Raw genomic sequence first — 22,144 nt, 5'->3', positions numbered from 1 at the left:
GCACTTGTTTCTTTTTGCTCATTCTCATACAATAGGGTTAGTAACTTTATCGGTTGAAACAATTTGATAAAAGGAATAAGTAAAAATGAAAGTAACAAATAAAATGATTGATAAGCAATTGAGACTTACAGGTAAACTTATGGACCTCATAATCCACGCATCCAGTGAAACAGAATTTCTCAAAAATGCCCAGAGAAATCAAAAAATATTAAATAAATTCTTTGCCGGAAAAAACATCAAGGAACTAAAAAGCAGTGAAAAGTTGATTCCTCGTAAGAAAGATGAATCTAAATTGCGTATTCGCATATACAAGCCCCTTAATCCAAAACAAGACGTTCCCGGAGTACTTTGGATTCATGGTGGCGGTTATGCATTCGGAGTTCCGGAACAAGATGAAGTCATGTATAAAAAATTAATTCAGGAAAGTAATTGTGTTATCGTCGCTCCCGATTATCGTGTATCCATTGATGAACCCTATCCGGCCGCGCTGGAAGACTGTTATGAAGCTCTTCTATGGATGAAAATCAATGCGAAAGAACTGGGTATCAGAGAAAATCAGCTCATGGTCGGAGGAGATAGTTCCGGAGGCGGATTAACTGCTGCTCTGACTCTCTATGCAAGAGATAAGGGAGAAGTAAATATTGCTTTTCAGATGCCATTATATCCGATGATAGACGATCGAATGATTAGTGAATCGGCAAAAGACAATAATGCCCCTATTTGGAACTCTGATTCAAATAGATGGGCCTGGAAATTATATCTTGGTGAATTGTATGGGAAGGATGTGCCTGCCTATGCGGCTCCTGCCAGGGCAACAGATTACAGCAACCTTCCGCCAACCGCTACTTTTATTGGTGACTTAGAACCATTTAGGGATGAAACGATTCAATATGTTGTCAATTTAAGAAAAGCCGGTGTTCCAGTTGATTTTGAAATGTATGAAGGGTGTTATCATGCCTTTCATGCCGTAAACTCCAGGGCGGATATAAGCAAAAAGGCAATTTCGTTTTTTATAAATTCATTTAATTATGCTGTCGCTCATTATTTTGCTGAGCAGAAATGATTTTCGAATAGTAATGGCGCCGTTGCAAAAGCCTGAGATTACGTCTATAATTGAGTTAGAATTATATGTCTATTGAACTAAATGAGTCTTAGGATTGGAGCTTTGCATGGCCTTTAAAGATTTATCGGATTTTATTCATGAATTAGAAAAAAATCATTTATTAAAAAGAATCCCCACTGAAGTAGATGCTGAACTTGAAATTACGGAAATAACCGATAGAGTAAGCAAGAATTATGGTCCGGCCTTGCTTTTTGAAAAGGTTAAAGGATCAGAATTTCCAGTGCTCATCAATGCCATGGGAACCTATGAACGTATGAGTATGGCCCTAGGTGTTGAAAAACTTGATGACATTGGAAACAGCATTGAAGAGTTTATTGACATGACAAATTATCTGGGACTGATGAAGACGGTTAAGTCTCTGCCGAGATTAACCCGGATGGCATGTATCATACCCATTAAGCTTCCTGTAAAAGGGGCTTGCCAACAGGTGATCAATTATGAACCTGATTTGTCCAAATTACCGGTTTTAAAATGTTGGCCGGATGACGCCGGGAAGTTCTTTACTTTGCCCATCGTGATCACAAAGGATCCCAAAAGCGGCATTCAAAATATGGGCATGTATCGTATGCAGGTATATGATAAAAACAGCACCGGCATGCATTGGCATTGGCACAAGGATGGCAGAGAAATTTATGATGACTATAAAGAGCTTGGCGGCGTAATGCCGGTTTCCGTTGCCTTGGGTTGTGATCCGGCGATTACCTACGCAGCAACGGCGCCACTTCCTAAAATGATTGATGAGATGATGTTTGCAGGGTTTTTACGGAAAATGCCGGTTAAAATGGTTAAGTCCATAACCAATGATATCTATGTCCCTGCGGATGCTGAATTTATTTTAGAGGGATATGTGGATGTAAATGAGGATCTTCGTCTTGAAGGTCCCTTTGGCGACCACACCGGTTATTATTCCCTTGCGGATTATTACCCTGTTTTTCATGTAACCTGTATCACCCACAAGAAACAGCCTATTTTTCCGGCAACAGTGGTTGGAAAGCCACCGATGGAAGACTGTTATATGGGTAAAGCAACCGAACGCATTTTTCTGCCGCTAATAAAAATGCAGTTGCCGGAAATTGTGGAAATCAACTTTCCCTTGGAAGGTGTTTTTCATAACTGTGTCATTGTTTCGATTAAAAAAAGGTATCCGGGACATGGCAAGAAGATCATGAACAGCTTATGGGGCATGGGGCAAATGATGTATACCAAAATGATTATTGTCGTGGATGAAGAAATTAAGCCCTGTGACCTGAGCACCGTCGCCTGGAAAGTATTTAATAACATTGATGCCAAAAGCGATGTGGTAATATCCGAGGGCCCTCTGGATGCCCTGGACCATGCGTCGAATCTTCCCCACTATGGGCATAGAATGGGTATTGACGCAACCCGAAAATGGAAAAGCGAAGGACATACCAGGGACTGGCCTGATGATATTGAAATGACCCAGGAGATTAAAGACCGTGTGTCTAAAAGGTGGTCCGAATATGGTCTTGATTAACAGTTTTTCTAAGGTCCTTCATAAAATTAAGGACTACGGGAATCTCGTTATGTTTTCGCACACCATTTTTTCCCTTTCCTTTGCCCTCATATCCATGTTAATTGCAGGTAACGGGAACATCGCGCCGGAAACAGCCTTTTGGATTTTAGTTGCTTTTATGGGAGCCAGAACCGGAGCCAATGCCATCAATCGCGTCATCGATGCAGAGATTGACAAGAAAAACCCCCGCACGGCGACACGGCAAATCCCCCAGGGTCTAGTCAAAAAAAGCGAAGCGATTGTTTTGTCCATTGGTTGCTTTATACTGATGGTGGTAGCAGCGGCAATGCTTAACCCTTTATGTTTGATACTATCTCCGGTGGCATTGTTTTTTCTCGTATTCTATTCATACACAAAACGATTCACCTTTCTTTGTCATTTATTTTTAGGTGTCACAACGGCAATGGCTCCGGTTGGAGCATGGATCGCGGTTACTGGAAGCATCTCCTGGATTCCTTTATTTATGGGAGCTGCGAATACCCTTTGGGTCGCTGGATTTGATATTATCTATGGTTCTCAGGACTATGAATACGATGTTAATCATGGCCTGCATTCAATCCCCGTTACTTTTGGCGTAAAAAATGCCCTTCGTATTGCCGGACTATTTCACCTGGGAGCAATGATATTCCTTATCTTTGTCGGGTTGTTAACACCGGCCCTGGGGTGGATCTATTATATTGGGTTGGGAATCATCGCCATTCTATTTATTATCGAGCACCGCATGGTCAAACCTGAAAAGCTAACCCATGTGAACATCGCATCCTATAGTATAAACCAGCTCATCAGTGTGACTTTTTTGATTTTTGGTGTGCTCGATGCTTTAATATAGTAAAAAGCGTTATTGGATAGATAGACTTGTGAACTAGATGTCAAGTGTATTGTCATTCATAATGATTTGAAAGGAAGTTTCCCTTGAAAAGAATAATTATTGGCATAACCGGTGCCAGCGGCAGCATCTATGCAAAACGAATCATTGAAGTATTATTGGAAAAAGGCTATGAACTGAACATTATCTGTACTGCAAATGGTAAAAAAGTCATGAAATTTGAAACCGGCATCGAACTGGACAAATGGGTTGAAGATCTAAAAAAAGAATATGCCCATATTAAACTGGAAGATATCGACAATCTATTTTCTGGGGTAGCCAGTGGATCTTATTCCTATGATGCCGTTATTATTTTGCCCTGTTCCATGGGAACTCTAGCAGAAATCAGCCAGGGGCATTCGAAAAACCTTTTAACACGGGTTGCGGATGTAGCCCTTAAAGAGAATCGGAAATTGGTTATCGTACCAAGAGAAACCCCATTTAATGCCATACATCTTGAAAATATGTTAAAGCTCGCACGTTTAGGCGTGCGAATAATCCCGGCAATGCCAGGATTTTACCATATGCCGGAGACCATCGAATCACTGGTGGATTTTGTTGTCGGCAAGATCCTTGATAATCTCCTGATTGAGAACACACTTTTTGAAAAATGGAAGGATAACTGATGAAAAAATTAACAGTTATAGGTTTAGTGCTGGTACTTATGGTTTCGCTGGCAGGATGCGGCAAAGAAGCAGCTGGGCAAAAGACACTGACCATTGGCCTAATGGCTTCGGCGGATGCTATTCCGATTATATTAGCTGAACAACAAGGCCTTTTTGAGAAAGAAAAGGTACAGGTCAAATATGAAATATTTAAAAGTGCCAAAGACAGGGATGCAGCCTATCAATCCGGAAATTTAGACGGCATTATCGGCGATCAAGTGGCTATTTGCCTTTACCAGAATGCTGGTTTTGATATTAAAATTGCAAGTTCCACAACCTGTGATCATCTGCTTATTGCCGGAAAAGATTCAGGCATTACATCAATGAAGGATATCAGTGGCAAAACAGTGGCCATATCTGAAAATACGGTTATCGAATATACCCTGGATAAAATGCTTGAAGCAAATAACATAGATACAGGGAGTATTGTCAAAACAGCGATTCCTGCCATTCCGGCCCGGGTTGAAATGCTGACGAATAATAAAGTTGACTTGGCGCTTTTACCTGAACCTTTTGCTTCTCTGGCAATAAAAGACGGCGGTGTGGTCCTTGGTAAAGCCAGTGAAATGGGACTTTACCCCTCGATCATTGCCTTCTCCCAGGAAGCTATCACTAATAAAAAAGAAGAAATCAATCATTTTTTTAAGGCCTATGATGCCGCCATTGATTTTACAAACACAAATCCGATAGCGTCATATGAAAACATCGTTATTGATACAATTGGATATCCCGCAGAGATGAAAGGTCAGATCGTTTTACCTGCCTTTGAAAAAAGCGGACTTCCACCAGATAGTGAACTCCAGGACGCCATTGACTGGGTAAACGCAAACCAGTTAGTTGATAAAAAGCTGACCCCGAAAGATCTCGTTATGCAGCAATAGAAGAAGGTGAATGATGTTAGTCATAAAACAACTTGCGGTTACCTACAAAAAAGCAGATGAAAGCATCCATGCCCTGGGCCCCATCGATTTGACGATTCAACAAGGCGAAATCTACGCTATCATCGGGCCATCCGGCTGCGGAAAATCCACGTTGCTGAGTGTTCTTAGCGGTGTCATTCAAAATTACGAAGGGCAGGTCTTGTTAAACGATGTTCCCTTATATCCCAGGGAACAGGCGATTGGATATATCCCCCAGCACTTTGGACTTCTCCCCTGGAAAAACGTGGAACAAAACTATCTACTGTCTCTTAAAATAAAAGGCATAAAGATCAATACCCAAACCCAGGAACAAATCGATTATATACTGGAACACCTGAATATATCGGATCTTAAACATCGATTTCCAAAGGACCTGAGTGGCGGACAAAAGCAAAGAGTAGCGATTGCCCGGGCATTTATTATGAATCCCCAACTGTTACTGATGGATGAACCCTTTTCATCCTTGGATTCACTTACCCGGGAAGAAGCCCAGGAATTATTCATACAATTATGGAACAAAAAAAAGCTGACCACTCTATTTGTTACCCACAGCATTGAAGAAGCCATTTTCATGGGTAAAAAGCTTATTATTATGTCCGACTGTCCCGGAACAATTGTCGAAATTATTGATAACCCTCTTTTTAATACCGAGAATATACGTGAAAATACGGAGCACCTGAAATTGTCCTCGTATATCAGGGGCATTATCAAAAAAGGATGGACCCTATGAAATCAAAAAAAAGATTGGTCATGTTTCTCCAGGGATTCGGATTGATCAACTTGATCTGGTATCTGGTGGCAGTACTCTGGAATAAATCCGTGTTGCCGACACCCCTTCAAGTCTACGCTCATATGGGTGATATACTCAATCAGGAAATAGGAATGCACATCCTAGCCAGCCTTTATCGGGTAACAAGCGGTATCATTATTGCACTGATTATTGGTATTGCCATTGGACTGCTGATGGCCAATTCCGGTCAGTGGACCAAGGTGCTCGGACCCGTTGTCTATTTAACCTACCCCACCCCGAAAACGGTTTTTCTGCCAATTCTAATGCTGATATTCGGCCTGGGCAATGGTTCCAAAATCATCCTGATTGTGCTTATTTTAGTTTTTCAGGTCATTGTCGTCACCCGGGATTCGGTGCAAAATATTTCTCATGAAACCTATGACATGATCACGAGTTTAGGTGGTTCAAAAACCCAACGGTTTCTAAATGTGACGCTGCCAGCGATTTTACCTGAACTTCTGACCAATTTAAGGGTATCCGTTGGAACGGCATTGTCGATTCTGTTTTTTACCGAGGCTTATGGCACCCAATATGGTATGGGATTTTATATTTTAGACGCATGGAGCAGAATGGATTACATGAACATGTACCTGGGCATTATTATTATTAGTTTAGTCGGGTTTGTCTTGTTCATAATGATTGATATCATTGAAGAACATGTCTGTAAATGGAAACAAACAGCCCCCCAGGAAGGATAGAAGACTCAGACGCGGGGACGTTTCGTTTGTCTTGTTTGAACTGATAATTGATCCATATCCAATATATATATCCAATAGAAATCGTCCATCTTAGATACTTAAACAAAGACGTGGGAAAATATCCCCACGTCTTTGTTTATCATTAAGGTCTTTCACATAGCGGCAGTTCAATCCGAATTTCAAGCTCACACTTTTGTAAATCCGCTTTTGTATGGCCGTTCATTTTTTCGGCAAGGGATTTAACAATGGAAAGTCCCAGGCCAGTGGTTTCTCCCCGAGCCTTGTCTGCGGTATAAAATCGGTCAAACAGCCGATTAACATCGATTACCTGTGGATTTTTCACAGGGTTTTTAAATGAGATCACCGCAAAGTCTTCGCTACTAATCCGAACCTTAATATCCCCTACCGAATGTGCTGTGCAGTTCCTTATGAGATTTTGCACAATCCGGGTGGTCATTTCTTGATCACCAAAAGCGAAAACCGATGGCCCTTCTTCAAAGCATACCGACAGATTGTTTTCTTCAAAAACAGCAACAGACTCTGCCAGGCATTCTGCCACAAGGTTTGTTAGATTAAAACCTTCGATTGTAGGTTCAGACTCTGCATTTAACAAATAGGAATATTCAAAGAAATGTTGAATCCGGTTTCCCAGCTCATCTGCGTGTTTTTGCGCAGTGTGAAGTTTTCGTCGTTGATCATTGGTTAATTCCCCTTTTTCCATGAGCTGCTGATAGCCCTTAATGGCAGTGAGAGGCGTTCGCAGATCATGGGATATATTGGCAATCATTTCCTTAAACTGTTTTTCTTCTCGAATGCCATTAAGCCGAAGGGTTTCTTCGGCTTTCAGACTTTTATTCATATTGGCGGCAAGCCGGCTGAGTTCCGGGTTAATGAGTTCCAGGGACAGCGGCTGTCTGGTTTTTTCAACCAAACGCTTATGAAGCTGGCGGTTCAGGCTGTGTAGCTGATATTGAAGATAAATAAGATACAAAGCGAGAAAAAATAAGATCACACCAAGAATAATGGTCAACCCTTTCACCAACCTTTCTGTTACTTAATTTCTGCTTTTCTAAAGGCCCCATAGGTAATGGCAAGCATGACCATCATAAATACCAGACTGCCAAAAATTGCGGCAACAATGTCAACCGTGCCCGAATTCATGGTTAAAAAGATGTAGTCTCCCCCAAATGGCGTTTTGGATAAAATAAAATCAAGGGCTTCTGAGCTTGCACTTAATGCGATGAGCTGGGCACTGAGAATGGTCATGGCGTAATAAATGGCAACTACCAAAACCGGCTTCTTGAGCACAAAGGCAAGGGGCACACAAACACTGAGTTGGGATGTATATACAATCACCAGGGTCAGTATCACCGCGAACAGTTTTAAAAGCTCGGATACCTGTATGGCGTTACCGGATCCCCTGGTAAGGAAATTGAGAAATCCCAATGCCACCGCGTCCATTCCAAACTCGAAACCGGACCCCAGCGCAAATACAGTGGCCAGAGCATAGGGCAGTAAAAGAAAGGCAATACCACAGAAAAATACAATCGCTTTACTGACAATAACCGCCATTCGGCTGGAACCTGAGGCAATGGCGTCATGGATGGTTTTGTTGTCGAAATCGCCACAGATGAAAGTCCCTGCAAGCACCGCACCAAGGATGCTGATGATATTAATATCCGAGAACATAAAACCGATGCCCGTCATTCCGGCATCAATTCCTCCCCGGGGTATTAAATAGGCCATAACTGTCAATGTGAAAGCGCAAAGGCAGGTGATGCCAAACAGAATCTTAATGGACATGGATTTGAACAGCTTAAATAAATCGGCGCGTATGAGATTAAGCATGACTGTCACCTCCTACCACTGATATAAAGTAGTTTTCAAGGGTATCCCCTTCAATTGAAAAATTCGTTACGATAATACCGTTTTCAAAAATCAATCGTGCTACCAGGGCTTTATCATCCAGATAATCATAAAGTTTTACCGACTGATCCGGCATTACCTTATAATTAGTGGTATTCAGTGCCATTTCCAAAATACTGGTGAGTTTTTCAGGCTGGTCACAACTGATAAGAATATGGTGTTTGCAGTTTTCTTCAAGCTGTTCCAGGGTGAGGGTCTGTTTAATTTCCCCTTTATGGATGATGATATAATCGGTTGCGGTTTGATACAGCTCCGGCAAATTATGGCTGGAAATTAAAATGGTCATTTGTCGTTCATCACATAATTTTTTCAGGAGATTACGGATTTCAACCACACCGATGGGATCAAGGCCGTTGATGGGTTCATCCAAAATCAGCAATTCTGGATTCCCCAGCAGAGCTGTGGCAATGCCCAAGCGCTGCTTCATGCCAAGTGAAAAGTTTTTCGCTTTTTTCTTCCCGGTATCACCGAGCCCCACCAAAACCAGGAGTTCATCCTCAACTTCCTGATTGGGGATTCCTTGCATCATTCTGTGAAATTTGAGATTTTCCCTGGCAGTCATGTTAGGAGTCATCCCGGGATACTCAATTATGGACCCCAGTCGTTTTCGTTCAGTCTGCAAAGCTTTTTCCCCGGTATGACCGAAAAGCTCAATGTTGCCACTTTTGGGGAAGCTAAGTCCTGCGATCAACCGCATTAACGTGGTTTTTCCGGCGCCATTCTGGCCGATCAGTCCATATATTTTTCCAGACTCCAGGGAGATCGACACATTATGCAGTGCATCCGTGCCTTTATAGGTTTTTGTGAGATTGTTTGTTTTTAATACGCGATCATTCATTTTGTTCACCAATCCTTTCCTGACTTTAGTGATAACTGCGAAATCCACAAACAAAAACCTTTAGACCTTGTTGTCGGTTTATATAAACGATTTTGTAACGTCTTAGGCGGACATCTCGAAGAGTGTCCGACGTAGAGTGGAAAAATTGTTTTATATAAACCGACAACAGGGATTGGATTACTTTCGCAATTATCGATGACTTTAGTTTAGGATTAAAAGGTTTAGAAAAGGTTAAGGTGGACGAAGAATAAGTCAAGAAAGAGATAATTCAATTCAAAGAACCTTTTTTTGTACAACGACACCTCACATTATCTGCTATTGGTGTGCAGTTGTACAGACAATTCAAGCCTTATACAGCCGATAGCCCAATCCCCAAACGGTTTCGATATAGTCTTCATGAGGATTGGCCTTCTTCAGTTTGCTGCGCAGATTGCTCATATGGGTTTTTACCGCATTATCATCCCCTAGGTAGTCTTCCTCCCAGACGGTTTCATAGAGATTCGCCTTGGTAAAAACCTTACCCGGGTGTTCTAAGAGAAGCTCCAGAATTAAATATTCTTTGGCGGTTAACTCGACTTCAGCGTCACTGATAGCCACCCGCTTTGTACTGTCATCCAAGGCTAAATCCTTATAACTGAAAGTCCTGGTTTCCTGAATCTGTTTATGAAAACGCCGTAAATTGGATCCCACCCGGGCCACCACTTCTCCAAGGTCAAAGGGCTTGGTGATATAATCATCGGCGCCTATTTTCAAAAGGTCAATTTTTGTGCCAACCAGTTCCTTTGCGGAAATAATGATCACCGGCACATCCGAAAATGACCGGACTTCTTTGAGAATTTCATCCCCGCTTTTATAGGGAAGCATTATATCCAGCAAAATCAGGTCGTAGGAATGACTTTTGATTTCTCGGATGCCATCTGTTCCTGTGTATATGGATTTTGTCTCATAGCCTGCATCGGTTAATGCTTCTGCCAGCATGAGATTCACATCCCTGTTATCTTCTACAATTAAAATTGTATCCATCGTAAATGCTTGATACCGCCTTTCTCTATTATTTTTCTAGTCGAATTTCTCTTTCTTTCCAGATCACCTTAAGACGGAATATTTTTTTTACACTGGAACGAACAAATATCACCAGGTAAAAGGCTATAATAATGGGGTAAATTATTTGATCAACGCTAAGAATTTTTGAGGATGATGCTTGAGATAATATCTGCCGCTTCCTCAAACGAATCACAGCTTTTCTCAAAGTAATCATAAATTCGTATTAATGCTATGGTATCAAGAGCATCTTTTCTTGCGACAAAGAGTTTTTTAACTGATTTCGTATATAAATCATCTCCAAGATTTTCATAACGATTAATCAAAATAATTGCTTCATGAAGGGCTTTTGGTTTCTTGAAATTTTTCAGGTCTTTGATTGCTTCCTGAAGCTTTTCAGCGCATTTTTCAATCAATTCCGTAAATTCAAGCATTTCGGCTGTAATCGCCGGAACTTGATACATATCAATGTATATTAAAATATCTTCAATTAAATCGATGATTGTATCGAGGGCATTTGCCAGATCAATAATATCATCCCGTTCAATGGGAGGAAGAAAATCTCGATACAGATTGTTCATCATCTCATATTTTTGTTCATCGGCATTGCGTTCGATTTTATGCAATTGTATCAGCTTTTGTTCTAAATCATTGACATCATAGTCATTCATAATTTCATTCAGGAAATGCGATGCTTCCACAATTAAATTGGAAACACTGATGAATTCCTTATAATAGTTATACCTTTTTGTTTTCATTTTTTTTGACATAGTAAACTCCTTCTTAGAAAATTCTCACAAAAATCCAGGCCATTAGAAAACCAATTAATCCACATCCCGGAAACGTCAGTACCCAAGCCAAAACCATACTATTTACGGTTGACCAGTTAACAGAGGAAAAGCGTTTCGCCGCGCCTACTCCCATAATGGCCGTTGTTTTCGTATGTGTGGTACTTACCGGTAACCCCCAAATAGACGACAGCAGTAAACAGACTGAAGCTGCAACATCAGCGCTGAATCCCTGGAAGGATTCCAGCTTAACCATATCCATTCCAACGGTTTTAATGATTTTCATGCCCCCAATAGACGTTCCTAAAGCCATGACCAGGGAACACAAGATCATCATCCAAACTGGAATAACAAAATTTGTTGCATTTGCATTACCTTGAGCCAGGAAAATTCCAAGCATGAAGATCCCCATGAATTTCTGGCCATCCTGAGCGCCGTGCATAAATGCCATGGCAGCTCCTGCACCGACTTGCCCTTTTTTGAAAAAATTTGTCGTTTGTTGCCGAGACATTTTTTTACAAATACGCATCACTGCTTTGACAACCAGGAAACCAAATCCAAAGCCCAAAATGGTGGAAGTAAACAAACCATAAATAACCTTGATCCATTCTGCTCCATTGATTCCGCCAATACCACCTTGCAGAGCAATCGCAGCTCCGGATAATCCAGCAATTAACGCGTGACTTTCACTAGTGGGAATCCCGAAATACCATGCGGCGGTTGCCCACAGCACAATGGCAAAAAGAGCAGCACACAAGGCGATAATCGCATCATCTGGGTTACCGCTGAAATTAACCATATTTGCTATGGTTTGGGCAACTTTTGCATTAATGGAAGTCATTACAAAAACACCCAGGAAATTAAAGATGGCCGCCATGATAATTGCTTTCCTGGGCGCTAGAGACCGTGTGGATACACAGGTAGCAATGGCATTTGGTGCATCGGTCCAACCGTTTACTAGAATGACCCCAAGTGTCAATACTACAATTATCAATAGCGCCGGATTATTCATGATACCATTGATAAAATCCGATAAAGTTATTGTCATATCTTTTTCTTCTCCTCTTTTTCTATGCACATCCAAAAATCAATTGTATTGATTGAGTTTTGATAGCACCACTTCTTTTGACTGTTAGTGCCGCTTTCATTTTACTACAGAAAGTACGTCAATAGAAGATTTTTTAATAAAATGCTCACTCTTAATGAATGATATAATAATATCGCCAGGTGATAAAAGATACGGGGAGTTACACGGCCATCGAAACAGATGGCGGAAAAATCCTTGAGTTTTAAAAGTCCTTGTGGCCAGCAATCCTTCATTTATTTCCATCCCAATCAACATGATGAAATTTAATTATTTTTGCAATTTCAGAGAAATCTTGATAATTCAAGGGTTAACTCTACTAAAGAGATCATTGTTGTTATTCCTTCCTTAAAAACGTCTTCTACTCTTAAATCATTTTGCTATAGAATCATATAGTTTTCAAGAAGAAACCATTTTACCTGGACATCTAAATGGAGATCTCACAGAGATATCCGGTAAATATAACTTGACGTACACCCCTTTTCAGAAATAGAATAAAGCATGTAAAATTTTAAGTCTATTATTTCAAAGGGGAGAAATTATGGGAAGTTTAAAAGTAATGATTGTCGATGATTCTACTTTTTCAATTGCAGTTTTAAAAAACATGTTGGTAAAAAGTGGTCTTGATGTTGTGGCTACGGCACTGACAATGGGTGATGCAATCGAACAAGCCAAGGGCAATACCTTCGATTTGATTACCATGGATATGACCTTGCCGGATGGTGACGGGATAGAATGTTCAAGAGAGATTTTAAAACATGTTAAAGATGCAAAGATCCTGGCGATCAGTTCAATGATGGATGAAGAAATTATTAAAAAAGCAAAAGATGTTGGAATAAAAGCATATTTGCAAAAGCCAGTGAATCAAAACGAACTTAATGCATCAATCCAACGATTGTTTGAAGGAGACGAACTGTATAAAATCTTAACTGATAATTATGAAGAAGCTTTTAAGGAATCAATATTCAGTTTCTTAAAAAGAGAAATCGGTGGCGAAATAGTGATTGAGGACAATCCGATTAACTCCACGGCCACCAGGAAATCTTCGGGAATCTCAGTGACGATTGGCATCATTGGAAGACACAACGGCAGATGCATCATTGACATGTCAGATGATACTTCACTGAATATGACAAGAAAAATATTACAGGATGAAGATCAATCAATTGACAATGCAATCGCATTTTTAAGCGAGTTTACCAATGTCGTTGCAGGCAATGCCTGTTCTCTGCTTAATGGATTAAATCAGTCATTTGGTCTTAGAGTCTCTCCGCCAACGGTTTTTCGCGGAAATGATATTACTATATCCATCGGGGATATTCTAAGTAAATCGTATAAGATAAAAACAAATTTAGGAGAAGTTTTTATGAATGCCGGTTTTCAAAAGGTAGGTAATGAATGGCACTGAAAATGATTAAACCCTTTATTGACGCTGTAACTGACGTTTTGCCACAGCTGGGTTTTGAATGTGTAACCCAAAATGGACTGACTACTAAGAGGAAAAAGATTGTTGCCAGCGGAGTCGTTATCACCCTGGGAATCGTTGGAGATAAAAAAGGTAACGTGGTTTATTCCACTAGTAAAGAAGGCGCAAAAAAAATAGCTTCGATTATGATGATGGGCATGCCGGTAGAAGAATTGGATGACATGGCAAAAAGTGCGCTTTCTGAATTGTCCAATATGCTGACTGCCAATGCGGGAATAAATTTTTCAAATGAAGGAATCACTGTGGATATATCTGTTCCTACCCTTATGTACGGTGAGGATATCGAGTTAAGCATGAATAAAGATGAGATTATTTGTGCTGAATTTGATGTAGACGGCATTAAGCTGGAAATCAGTGTCGCTTTAGATTAAGATAAGTTTAATTTCTGACAAGGTATAGATTTTTAAAATCGATACCTTGTTTTTTTTTGACAAAACAGCATCTGAAAAGGTATAATTAAACAAAAAAAGGGTGGTTTGGATGAAACTTAAAACATTTACAACTTTATTATTTTGTACTCTGTTGTTTAGCGGTTGCGGTCTGCTGCCAGACAGTGTTTCTAAAGGATTAGTTAATCCAACAACCAAATTTGAAACTCAAGACAAAACTGTTTCTGATGTCGTTATGAATGATGCTGTTGCATTGAGCATTAAGGGTTCAAATCAGACCGGATACAATCTGATGAAAGGCATGCTTAAGAACTCCCCGGAAAATAATGTCCTTATGTCCCCTATTAGTCTTTCTGTTGCCCTGGCCATGGTGCAAAACGGCGCTGAAGGCCAGACAAAGGAAGGCATTTTAACTGCCATGGCGGACTCGGATCCAGGCTTAAACAGCCGATTTAACACCCTGCTGAATTATTTCAACCAAATTTCTTCAGCCGAAACAAAGGGTGAAGATGAAACGCCACCACCCTTTACTCTCAATATTGCAAATTCCTTTTGGTTTAAAGATGACATCATTCCAAAGCAGGATTTTGTTGACACACTAAAAACATCTTATGACGCTGAAGTCTACAAAACAGATTTCTCTGACCCGAAAACCGTGGATCAAATCAATCTTTGGGTGGAAGAAAAGACAAATCATCTCTTGAAAAACACACTTTCTGAAATCAATCCGAGCACCATTGCTTATCTCATGAATACTGTTTATTTTAAAGGTACCTGGATTAAAGCATTTGATGACTCTCAAACAACAAAGAAGCCTTTTTCTTTCAGCGAAACTGAATCGGTTGATGTGGATATGATGCAGCAGGAGAATAGTTTTGAATACTATGAAGATGAATCCAGTCAAATTGCCGGGTTGCCTTACTATGGGGGGAGTACCATGTACATTCTCCTGCCAAAAGAAAATATTGAAACATTTATTAATACCGCTTCTTTTGATGAAATTGCCGCAAAAATAGAAAATGCAAAACAGAGTTCATCACCATTAATCCTGGATTTCCCGAAATTTAAATACGAGGTGAGCAATGACCTTAAAGATCCACTCTCTTCATCCGGTATGAAAACATCCTTTTCACCGGATGAGGCTGATTTTTCAAATATGATTGAATCTGCTAACGGGAATGTATACATCAGCGATTTGTTTCAAAACGCCTCAATCATTGTCGATGAAAAGGGAACCGAAGCGGCAGCAGTTACCGTCATTACCATGGGTGTTACCAGTGTCCCAAGCGATGAGCCCAAAATGTTTAACTGTAACCGCCCATTTATGTTTGTCATTCAGGAAAACCAAACTGGATCAACTCTATTTATTGGTGTTGTGAGGCATCCATAATCATCCGTATCGTTAACTTTGTGCACTTTCATTTTTTTCCATCATAGAACAATATCTTCCTAAAGTTATATCAGAATATGACGATATTAAAGTTACGGGTATCCAATTATCAATTAGGTGTGAAAATTCAGAATACCCCAAACATTAATTTACATAAAGGAATGAAATTACAATTTGAGAGGGGAAAAAATGAAAAGAAGTCAGACAAAAGGGAATGCTGTGAATGAACTGAGAGGCAAACTTTTAACGAAACACTTTAAAATGGGGTTTTCCAACAGATTATTTGTATTTATCATTGTAATTCTTGGGCTTGTCGTAATACCTTTAGGAATCATCTCGATTAACTTAGGAGCATCGATAACTATTATGCTGATTGCTATGCTAATTATTCTGTTAATCGGCGGAGTTGTCGCCAAATTCGTATCAAAAAGTATGGCCAAACCAATTCACGCACTGCAGAATACATTAGACAAATTAGTGCTTGGAGATTTAGATATTGAGTTACCTGAGATAACAACCAATGATGAACTTGGGAATCTAATGAAATCGTTTAAGCTGATGGTTGAAAACAGAAAAATTCAGGCCCAGGCGATTCAGCATTTATCTCAAGGCGATTTCACTGTAAAAATTAAACCCCAATCGGATAAGGATGTCTTTTCCTACTCCTTTATTGCCCTGGTTAAAGAAATGAATAAGCTTTACGATGGCATGAGAGAAACCGAAACTGCAGCCTTGAATGGTGACTTTAGTTTTAGGGGAAATACGGAAGGATACCCTGGATTATTCAAAAATTTTATTGTTGAATTAAACGCTGTTATCACTTCATTTGTTAAGCCCTTAAAGGTTGCAGTGAAGGCCATCGAAAGAATTGGAATGGGTAAAGTACCACCGCGGCTCTCACTCAACTACCAAGGTGATTTTAATGTGCTTAAGGACAATATTAATACCTGTATCGATGGTTTAGGAGCCTTAACCGAAACCAAAACCGTTCTGCATCAATTGGACATCAACAATTTTGACGAAAAAATGGAAGGCAACTATTTAGGTGTATTCGGTGAACTCGCCAAATCGGTTAATGATATGCAAGAGAAACTCACCAATATTCTCACCATTGTCAACAATGTTTCCAACGGAAATTTAAGCGATTATGAAGAATTGAAAAGTCTCGGAAAGACTAGCGATGAGGACAATTTTACCCCGAGCCTGGTACAGATGATTGAAAATATTCAATCATTGGTTGACGAAGCTGACGAAATGACACGGATCGCTGTTGAAGGTGATTTGAATCATCGCGGAGATGCCAGTAAATTCCCTGGCGAATATGCCAAGGTCATTGGAGGCTTCAACCAAACCCTTGATGTTGTGATTGAACCCATAAAAGCAGCCTCCGGAGCATTAAAAGAACTGTCCAAGGGCAACTTAAACACTATCATGGAAGGCGACTTCAAAGGACATCATGGTAAAATTAAAGATGATATGAATCGAACCATCAAATTCCTCAAACGTTATGTGGACGAAATCACAAGCACGTTGGAACAAGTCGGTAATGGGGATCTCAGTCAGGAAATTGTATCTTACTATCACGGCGATTTTGTGAATATTAAGCTGGCCATCAACGGCATCACCACCAATTTAAGCGAAGTCATGTCTGAAATTGACAATGCATCGGGACAAGTCGAATCTGGTTCCAGACAAATATCTGACGGTGGACAGGCACTGGCCCAGGGCACAACTGAACAAGCCAGTGCCATAGAGCAACTCACTGCCTCTATCGAAGAGGTTGCTGCGGAAACGAAGCGTAATGCAATAAACGCCAACCAGGCCAATGAACTAACCTTGAAAGTTCAGGCAAGCGCCGAAATCGGCAATGATCAAATGAAAAAAATGATCCTGGCCATGGGCGAAATCAATAATTCCTCTAAAAATATTTCTAAAATCATTAAAGTCATTGACGACATCGCCTTCCAGACCAATATTCTGGCACTGAATGCCGCTGTGGAAGCCGCTCGGGCAGGACAACATGGAAAAGGCTTTGCAGTCGTCGCCGAAGAAGTTCGAAGCCTGGCAGCACGAAGCGCAGAAGCAGTCAAAGAAACGACTGTCCTCATTGAAGGCTCCCTTGACAAAGTGGCAACCGGAACAAAAATCGCCGATTACACTGGAGAGAGCTTGAAAGAAATGCTGAATGAAATTGAAAAAGTAACCGGTTTGGTCGGAAACATTGCCCAGGCTTCCAATGATCAAGCCTCGGAAATCGCTCAAATTACACAGGGTATCGAACAGGTTTCCCAAGTCGTTCAAACCAATTCAGCTACTGCTGAAGAAAGTGCTGCAGCCGGTGAAGAGCTATCCGGTCAGGCTGAAATGCTTAAGGAAATGGTGGGTGCGTTTAAATTAAAAGCACACTCTGAAAATAGTGAGAAAACGACATCCGCTCCAAAACCATCTGAAAAAAAAACCAGTCCATCATCGGAACCAAAAATTATCTTAACTGATATGGAGAATGATAAATACTAACTTTTGGATCATAAAACAATAATCCCTTCGGATTCGATTAAAACTCGAAATCGAAGGGATTATTTTATTTAGTGATTAGATTAAGGTGGCACTGTTCTGGGCCACCTTAATCTACGGTCTTCCATTGAATTGGGATTAAATAATCAACACTCGTTTCATCGATGAATTCCTGGGTTTTTCCAACCATAAAATAGATGACCGTTATATTTTTTAAATTATCATAGCGCAGGTAAAGCCGTCCTGCCATGGAGACTACCGGAAAATCCTCGCCAAGGTAATCTTTAGGCGGCTCGCCGTACTGAACATAGCCCAAACGATTCTGTGTTTGATGATGAAGTGGCGAATTGGTATTAATTAACCCATCGATTTGAATCCAGTCAGAAAAACCTGCCATTGCCGGTCCTTCTTTGATGCTGGTTATTTCATAATCAAAATGTCTTTTTGATGGTGGACAGCCTAGTGACTCCATCACGAGTTGTAACTGATCAAAGGCTACAATATCAGTAATGGCTTCTTCGTTTAATTGTCCATTTTCCAAACCAAAAACCCCATTTTCCAGTTGAATGGCATAAACACCATAATGGGCATTAAAGTAATCCGAATTCGGATCATAAAAAAGCGAACGTCCCTTTTCAAAATTACCAAAATTATAGAGGATACTCATTTCACCTGCTCCCCCATCATGAGGAAAGTTATTGCCGGGATGATAGAGCTTCATATTTCTGGTCCATCCGTTTTTATTATCATCTTTGCCTGTGGGAATATCCAACTGTAATCCTACTTGATTGAAAACACTTTTTTCTTTAAAACTTTGACCTTGAATTTGAAGGGCCACATCACTTCTCAGTCCGGCAAAGCCGGGAGATAATAAAATAAAAGATAGAATAAAAACAAGTATTATAATAACTAAACCCAGGACAATTATTTTCAGTTTCATCTATTCTTCGAATATTTTCTGGTAAATGTCCCAGTCTGTTTTTTTAAAGACATCGATGATTACCCTTTCTATCTCTTTGTGGGAATCAAGGAAATTATCAATTGTATGGACGGCTATTTCAGCGGCCAGCTGGTTTGGAAAATGGAACTCACCGGTGGAAATACAGCAAAAAGCAATCGTTGTGAGATGGTGGTCGATTGCTGATTTTAAAGATTCTTCATAGCATGACCAAAGCTGGATTTCTTCTAATTTTGTCACACCTTCTTCCACAATTGGTCCCACAGTATGGATGACAGCTTTACTTGGCAGATTATAGGATTTTGTGATTTTTGCTTTTCCCGTTGGTTCCTCAAATCCTTGTTTCTCCATGAGTTCATTGCATTCTTCCCGAAGCTGGATCCCTGCTGCAGAATGGATGACATTGTCAATACAACCATGACAGGGCGTAAAACAGCCGAGCATTCTTTTATTGGCAGCATTGACAATCCCATCAACTTTCAGCCGGGTAATGTCCCCCTGCCACAGTACGATTCTATCCCCATTGCGAATTTCGGAACATGGAAACATCTTATTAACGGTGATAAGACTATTCCCATCGATGATTCCCTTTTCTTCAGTTTCATTTGAAAGAAATTCATCCTGAATTTCTAAAAATTTCGGAGCTATGTTCCCTGGAAGTCGGACGTTCATGAGACCACGAAGCAATTTTCGTTTGGTAAAGTTATTTTCGGTAAGTTCTATTCCGGGAATCCCATGGTTTTCTTCGGTCAGTGATTTAACCAGATAATCAAGTTTCTCTTCATTATTCATTTCGATTCTCCCTATGATTTTCACCATTCAAATTATATTTTCCTGTAATTTTTCGATTCTTTTAGCACCTCAATAACTTTAGCCAGAGGTGATCCCACGGAAGCTTCAACCGCACCGAAAAATGTTCCTTCGACTAAAGGCGCATCGACAATCACAATATTTTCGTTATCCGGGATCATATCAATGGCCGTTTCTGAACTCATAACAGCGCTGCCAATATCGACTAAAATAACAATGCCTTCATCAGATTGCACTGCCTGGATTCCTGCTAATATTTTCGCAACATCTATTCCGATGCGGCCATCCTTAGTACCACCGGCAGCGGCTATTTTGGCTTTCGGAGCCATTTGCAATGCCAGCTCACAAGCACCTTCAGCAATCTTTTGGCTGTGGGAAACAACTACAATTCCGACCATACTTTATTTACCTGATTTCTGAGCGGCTTCTTTGGCAGCTTGAAATAAATAGGCCATGGACGTTGCACCAGGATCCTGGTGACCAATACTTCGTTCACCCAGGTAACTCGCTCTTCCTTTCGTTGCAATAATGGTTTTTGTGTACGCTACACCTTCCCATGCTGCTTTTTCAGCTTCATCTAGAGCGACGGTCATGGGTTTTCCTTCTCTGATACTTTTTTTTATCGCGTCAATGGCTGGAATCATGCTGTCTAAAATAGTTTTCTCGCCTTGTACTGCTTTTCCGCGAAACTTTATTCCGCCCACACCTTCATCGAAAGCAAGAATCACATCCTGATCGGATAATGCTTCTTTGCTTTTTGCTGATTCCCCTGCTCTCATAAAGGCAGTGCCATAAAGCGGACCGGCTGCACCGCCGACAGTGGAAACCAGAGTCATTCCAACAGTTTTTAAAATTTCGGTAATGCTTTTATCTGCAAGTGTCGGTAATTTTTCCCCTACAGCATTAAATCCGCGGTTCATGTTAATCCCATGATCTCCATCCCCTATCACCTGGTCAAGATCTGTTAATTCCTGTCGATGCTCTGCCATTTTATCACCAAATATTTTGATAAAATCCAGTATCTCAGCCTTAGTTGCCATAATTATCCTCGTTTCTTTTTCTAATCCGTCACTTAACAAGTTGTATTACATTTTAAAAGCAAAGGTGTCCGCTTCTGCCAATAGTAATTCCTTTAACTCTGTATCAAGTTTTAACAGTGTAACGGAAGCTCCAGCCATATCAATGGATGTCATATAATCCCCTACAAAGGTTTTAAATACTCTAATGCCCTTTTCTGTTAAAATCTGGTGCACGCGACGGTTTAATATATATAATTCCATTGGAGGCGTGGCACCGGCACCGTTAATCATGACTGCCACTTCAGCACCTGCTTGAAGATTAAACTCTTTTAGGATTCTGACCATAAGATAATCAACGATTACATCCGCTTTTTGGAGGGGCTTTCTTTCGATTCCCGGTTCGCCATGGATACCAATGCCCAGCTCCATTTCATTATCTGATAACTCAAAACCCGGCTTCCCGGCAGCTGGTACAGTACATGGTTCTAAGGCGACGCCCATGGTTCTTACATTGGCAATTACTTTCTCTGCAACGGTTTTTACGTCTTTGAGGTCTGCACCTGTTTCGGCTTTTGCACCTGCAATTTTATGAACAAAAATAGTTCCTGCGACACCCCGACGTCCGGTGGTATAAAGACTGTCTTCAACAGCAACGTCATCATTAGTAACAACACTGGCAATTTTGATGCCTTCGGCTTCTGCCAGTTCTTCTGCCATTTCGAAGTTCATAATATCACCGGTGTAGTTCTTTATAACTAATAATACACCTTGTCCGGCATCAACAGCTTTGATGGCTTCGAACACCTGGTCTGGCGTTGGGGATGTAAACATGGCGCCTGCAACAGCAGCATCCAGCATTCCTTTTCCAACATATCCGCCATGGGCTGGCTCATGACCACTTCCGCCACCGCTGACTAGGGCAACCTTACTAACTTTTTTTTCAGTTCTTACCAGAACATCAAATCCATCAAGACGGGTCACATACTCAGGATATGCAAAGGCCATGCCTTCCAGCATTTCATTTTCTACATTTTCAACGTCATTAATAAATTTTTTCATAAGACTTCCTCCTACAAACAGTGTTAGTTTCCTAGTTCATACTATAATAACACGTTTCTGCTTTATTAATGATTGCTTATTGAAAATAAATTTACGGTCCCCGGCAATCTAACAATTAAGTTATGATTCTTAAAAAAGATATCACGACTACCGATCCTCAGCGTTTTAAATTCAAAGCAGTTTTGTCAGCTTACACTGCTTTTCTATCTTTATTTAAAAAGCACCCTGAATTAACAGGGTGCTCAGC

22 protein-coding genes are annotated in these 22,144 nt (G+C 40.5%); 11 read left to right on the top strand and 11 right to left on the bottom strand.

Annotated features, from left to right (window positions below):
* The first annotated feature begins 85 nt into the window (after positions 1-85).
* From VIK44_RS00350 to VIK44_RS00320, 7 genes are all read left to right on the top strand, one after another.
* The gene (locus tag VIK44_RS00350) at positions 86-1,063 is read left to right on the top strand and encodes an alpha/beta hydrolase (RefSeq protein WP_331551831.1); all 978 of its coding nucleotides are present in this window, start codon (positions 86-88) and stop codon (positions 1,061-1,063) included.
* A 106-nt stretch (positions 1,064-1,169) separates the two neighbouring features.
* Entirely contained in the window at positions 1,170-2,618 is a 1,449-nt protein-coding gene (locus tag VIK44_RS00345) for a menaquinone biosynthesis decarboxylase (RefSeq protein WP_331551830.1), read from the top strand.
* Entirely contained in the window at positions 2,605-3,486 is an 882-nt protein-coding gene (locus tag VIK44_RS00340; protein ID WP_331551829.1) for a UbiA-like polyprenyltransferase, read from the top strand. The genes VIK44_RS00345 and VIK44_RS00340 overlap by 14 nt, the downstream gene beginning before the upstream one ends.
* A gap of 83 nt (positions 3,487-3,569) precedes the next feature.
* Positions 3,570-4,148 (top strand): flavin prenyltransferase UbiX, encoded by a 579-nt coding sequence (locus VIK44_RS00335; RefSeq protein WP_331551828.1) that lies wholly within the window; start codon positions 3,570-3,572, stop codon positions 4,146-4,148.
* Positions 4,148-5,068: an ABC transporter substrate-binding protein gene (locus tag VIK44_RS00330; protein WP_331551827.1), complete on the top strand. Its 921-nt coding sequence runs from the start codon at positions 4,148-4,150 to the stop codon at positions 5,066-5,068. Before VIK44_RS00335 ends, VIK44_RS00330 begins: the two co-directional genes overlap by 1 nt.
* Positions 5,069-5,078: 10 nt before the next feature.
* Positions 5,079-5,837 carry an ABC transporter ATP-binding protein gene (locus VIK44_RS00325; protein ID WP_331551826.1) on the top strand — a complete coding sequence of 253 codons (759 nt, stop codon included), beginning with the start codon at positions 5,079-5,081 and terminating at the stop codon, positions 5,835-5,837.
* The gene (locus tag VIK44_RS00320) at positions 5,834-6,595 is read left to right on the top strand and encodes an ABC transporter permease (protein ID WP_331551825.1); all 762 of its coding nucleotides are present in this window, start codon (positions 5,834-5,836) and stop codon (positions 6,593-6,595) included. The genes VIK44_RS00325 and VIK44_RS00320 overlap by 4 nt, the downstream gene beginning before the upstream one ends.
* Before the next feature lie 142 nt (positions 6,596-6,737).
* On the opposite strand, the gene VIK44_RS00315 is transcribed toward VIK44_RS00320, so the two are convergent.
* From VIK44_RS00315 to VIK44_RS00290, 6 genes are all read right to left on the bottom strand, one after another.
* Positions 6,738-7,634 (bottom strand): HAMP domain-containing sensor histidine kinase, encoded by an 897-nt coding sequence (locus VIK44_RS00315; RefSeq protein WP_331551824.1) that lies wholly within the window; start codon positions 7,632-7,634, stop codon positions 6,738-6,740.
* Positions 7,635-7,645: 11 nt separating this feature from the next.
* A complete protein-coding gene (locus tag VIK44_RS00310) occupies positions 7,646-8,443 on the bottom strand; it encodes an ABC transporter permease (RefSeq protein WP_331551823.1) in 798 nt (265 codons plus the stop codon).
* Positions 8,436-9,359: an ABC transporter ATP-binding protein gene (locus VIK44_RS00305; protein WP_331551822.1), complete on the bottom strand. Its 924-nt coding sequence runs from the start codon at positions 9,357-9,359 to the stop codon at positions 8,436-8,438. The genes VIK44_RS00310 and VIK44_RS00305 overlap by 8 nt, the downstream gene beginning before the upstream one ends.
* A 342-nt stretch (positions 9,360-9,701) precedes the next feature.
* Positions 9,702-10,382 (bottom strand): response regulator transcription factor, encoded by a 681-nt coding sequence (locus tag VIK44_RS00300; RefSeq protein ID WP_331551821.1) that lies wholly within the window; start codon positions 10,380-10,382, stop codon positions 9,702-9,704.
* A 155-nt stretch (positions 10,383-10,537) separates the two neighbouring features.
* The gene (locus VIK44_RS00295; protein WP_331551820.1) at positions 10,538-11,170 is read right to left on the bottom strand and encodes a DUF47 domain-containing protein; all 633 of its coding nucleotides are present in this window, start codon (positions 11,168-11,170) and stop codon (positions 10,538-10,540) included.
* A 13-nt stretch (positions 11,171-11,183) separates the two neighbouring features.
* On the bottom strand, positions 11,184-12,236 hold the full coding sequence (locus tag VIK44_RS00290; RefSeq protein ID WP_331551819.1) for an inorganic phosphate transporter: 1,053 nt from the start codon (positions 12,234-12,236) through the stop codon (positions 11,184-11,186).
* 577 nt (positions 12,237-12,813) lie between these two features.
* On the opposite strand from VIK44_RS00290, the gene VIK44_RS00285 reads away from it, so the two are divergent.
* From VIK44_RS00285 to VIK44_RS00270, 4 genes are all read left to right on the top strand, one after another.
* Complete coding sequence (locus VIK44_RS00285) at positions 12,814-13,680, top strand: response regulator (protein ID WP_331551818.1); 867 nt, start codon at positions 12,814-12,816, stop codon at positions 13,678-13,680.
* Positions 13,671-14,129, top strand: a complete 459-nt coding sequence (locus tag VIK44_RS00280) for a chemotaxis protein CheX (RefSeq protein WP_331551817.1) — start codon at positions 13,671-13,673, stop codon at positions 14,127-14,129. The genes VIK44_RS00285 and VIK44_RS00280 overlap by 10 nt, the downstream gene beginning before the upstream one ends.
* A gap of 109 nt (positions 14,130-14,238) precedes the next feature.
* Complete coding sequence (locus tag VIK44_RS00275; RefSeq protein WP_331551816.1) at positions 14,239-15,537, top strand: serpin family protein; 1,299 nt, start codon at positions 14,239-14,241, stop codon at positions 15,535-15,537.
* 189 nt (positions 15,538-15,726) lie between these two features.
* Positions 15,727-18,054, top strand: coding sequence for a methyl-accepting chemotaxis protein (locus VIK44_RS00270; RefSeq protein ID WP_331551815.1), 2,328 nt, complete (start codon positions 15,727-15,729; stop codon positions 18,052-18,054).
* A gap of 106 nt (positions 18,055-18,160) precedes the next feature.
* On the opposite strand, the gene VIK44_RS00265 is transcribed toward VIK44_RS00270, so the two are convergent.
* The 5 genes from VIK44_RS00265 to dhaK are packed head-to-tail and all read right to left on the bottom strand — an operon-like array spanning position 18,161 to position 21,897.
* Entirely contained in the window at positions 18,161-18,991 is an 831-nt protein-coding gene (locus VIK44_RS00265) for a hypothetical protein (protein ID WP_331551814.1), read from the bottom strand.
* Positions 18,992-19,801, bottom strand: a complete 810-nt coding sequence (locus VIK44_RS00260; RefSeq protein ID WP_331551813.1) for a protein-ADP-ribose hydrolase — start codon at positions 19,799-19,801, stop codon at positions 18,992-18,994.
* Positions 19,802-19,833: 32 nt separating this feature from the next.
* Positions 19,834-20,217 carry a dihydroxyacetone kinase phosphoryl donor subunit DhaM gene (dhaM, locus tag VIK44_RS00255; RefSeq protein ID WP_331551812.1) on the bottom strand — a complete coding sequence of 128 codons (384 nt, stop codon included), beginning with the start codon at positions 20,215-20,217 and terminating at the stop codon, positions 19,834-19,836.
* A 3-nt stretch (positions 20,218-20,220) separates the two neighbouring features.
* Positions 20,221-20,859 carry a dihydroxyacetone kinase subunit DhaL gene (gene dhaL / locus VIK44_RS00250; protein WP_331551811.1) on the bottom strand — a complete coding sequence of 213 codons (639 nt, stop codon included), beginning with the start codon at positions 20,857-20,859 and terminating at the stop codon, positions 20,221-20,223.
* Positions 20,860-20,904: 45 nt separating this feature from the next.
* Positions 20,905-21,897 (bottom strand): dihydroxyacetone kinase subunit DhaK, encoded by a 993-nt coding sequence (dhaK, locus tag VIK44_RS00245; protein WP_331551810.1) that lies wholly within the window; start codon positions 21,895-21,897, stop codon positions 20,905-20,907.
* Positions 21,898-22,144 lie beyond the last annotated feature (247 nt).

This window comes from Acetobacterium sp., from assembly GCF_036508315.1.
In the GTDB taxonomy this organism is placed as follows: domain Bacteria; phylum Bacillota; class Clostridia; order Eubacteriales; family Eubacteriaceae; genus Acetobacterium.
The sequence above is the reverse complement of the archived record's forward strand: the minus strand, read 5'-3'. Positions and strand labels throughout refer to the sequence as shown.

Excerpts from the sequence above, each read along its gene's own strand:
- VIK44_RS00260 (WP_331551813.1), bottom strand. The coding sequence starts at position 19,801 with ATGAATAATGAAGAGAAACTTGATTATCTGGTTAAATCACTGACCGAA.
- VIK44_RS00265 (WP_331551814.1), bottom strand. The coding sequence starts at position 18,991 with ATGAAACTGAAAATAATTGTCCTGGGTTTAGTTATTATAATACTTGTT.
- VIK44_RS00320 (WP_331551825.1), top strand. The coding sequence starts at position 5,834 with ATGAAATCAAAAAAAAGATTGGTCATGTTTCTCCAGGGATTCGGATTG.
- VIK44_RS00275 (WP_331551816.1), top strand. The coding sequence starts at position 14,239 with ATGAAACTTAAAACATTTACAACTTTATTATTTTGTACTCTGTTGTTT.
- VIK44_RS00305 (WP_331551822.1), bottom strand. The coding sequence starts at position 9,359 with ATGAATGATCGCGTATTAAAAACAAACAATCTCACAAAAACCTATAAA.
- VIK44_RS00345 (WP_331551830.1), top strand. The coding sequence starts at position 1,170 with ATGGCCTTTAAAGATTTATCGGATTTTATTCATGAATTAGAAAAAAAT.
- dhaM (WP_331551812.1), bottom strand. The coding sequence starts at position 20,217 with ATGGTCGGAATTGTAGTTGTTTCCCACAGCCAAAAGATTGCTGAAGGT.
- VIK44_RS00295 (WP_331551820.1), bottom strand. The coding sequence starts at position 11,170 with ATGTCAAAAAAAATGAAAACAAAAAGGTATAACTATTATAAGGAATTC.
- VIK44_RS00280 (WP_331551817.1), top strand. The coding sequence starts at position 13,671 with ATGGCACTGAAAATGATTAAACCCTTTATTGACGCTGTAACTGACGTT.
- dhaK (WP_331551810.1), bottom strand. The coding sequence starts at position 21,897 with ATGAAAAAATTTATTAATGACGTTGAAAATGTAGAAAATGAAATGCTG.
- VIK44_RS00340 (WP_331551829.1), top strand. The coding sequence starts at position 2,605 with ATGGTCTTGATTAACAGTTTTTCTAAGGTCCTTCATAAAATTAAGGAC.
- dhaL (WP_331551811.1), bottom strand. The coding sequence starts at position 20,859 with ATGGCAACTAAGGCTGAGATACTGGATTTTATCAAAATATTTGGTGAT.
- VIK44_RS00350 (WP_331551831.1), top strand. The coding sequence starts at position 86 with ATGAAAGTAACAAATAAAATGATTGATAAGCAATTGAGACTTACAGGT.
- VIK44_RS00270 (WP_331551815.1), top strand. The coding sequence starts at position 15,727 with ATGAAAAGAAGTCAGACAAAAGGGAATGCTGTGAATGAACTGAGAGGC.
- VIK44_RS00300 (WP_331551821.1), bottom strand. The coding sequence starts at position 10,382 with ATGGATACAATTTTAATTGTAGAAGATAACAGGGATGTGAATCTCATG.
- VIK44_RS00310 (WP_331551823.1), bottom strand. The coding sequence starts at position 8,443 with ATGCTTAATCTCATACGCGCCGATTTATTTAAGCTGTTCAAATCCATG.
- VIK44_RS00330 (WP_331551827.1), top strand. The coding sequence starts at position 4,148 with ATGAAAAAATTAACAGTTATAGGTTTAGTGCTGGTACTTATGGTTTCG.
- VIK44_RS00285 (WP_331551818.1), top strand. The coding sequence starts at position 12,814 with ATGGGAAGTTTAAAAGTAATGATTGTCGATGATTCTACTTTTTCAATT.
- VIK44_RS00325 (WP_331551826.1), top strand. The coding sequence starts at position 5,079 with ATGATGTTAGTCATAAAACAACTTGCGGTTACCTACAAAAAAGCAGAT.
- VIK44_RS00290 (WP_331551819.1), bottom strand. The coding sequence starts at position 12,236 with ATGACAATAACTTTATCGGATTTTATCAATGGTATCATGAATAATCCG.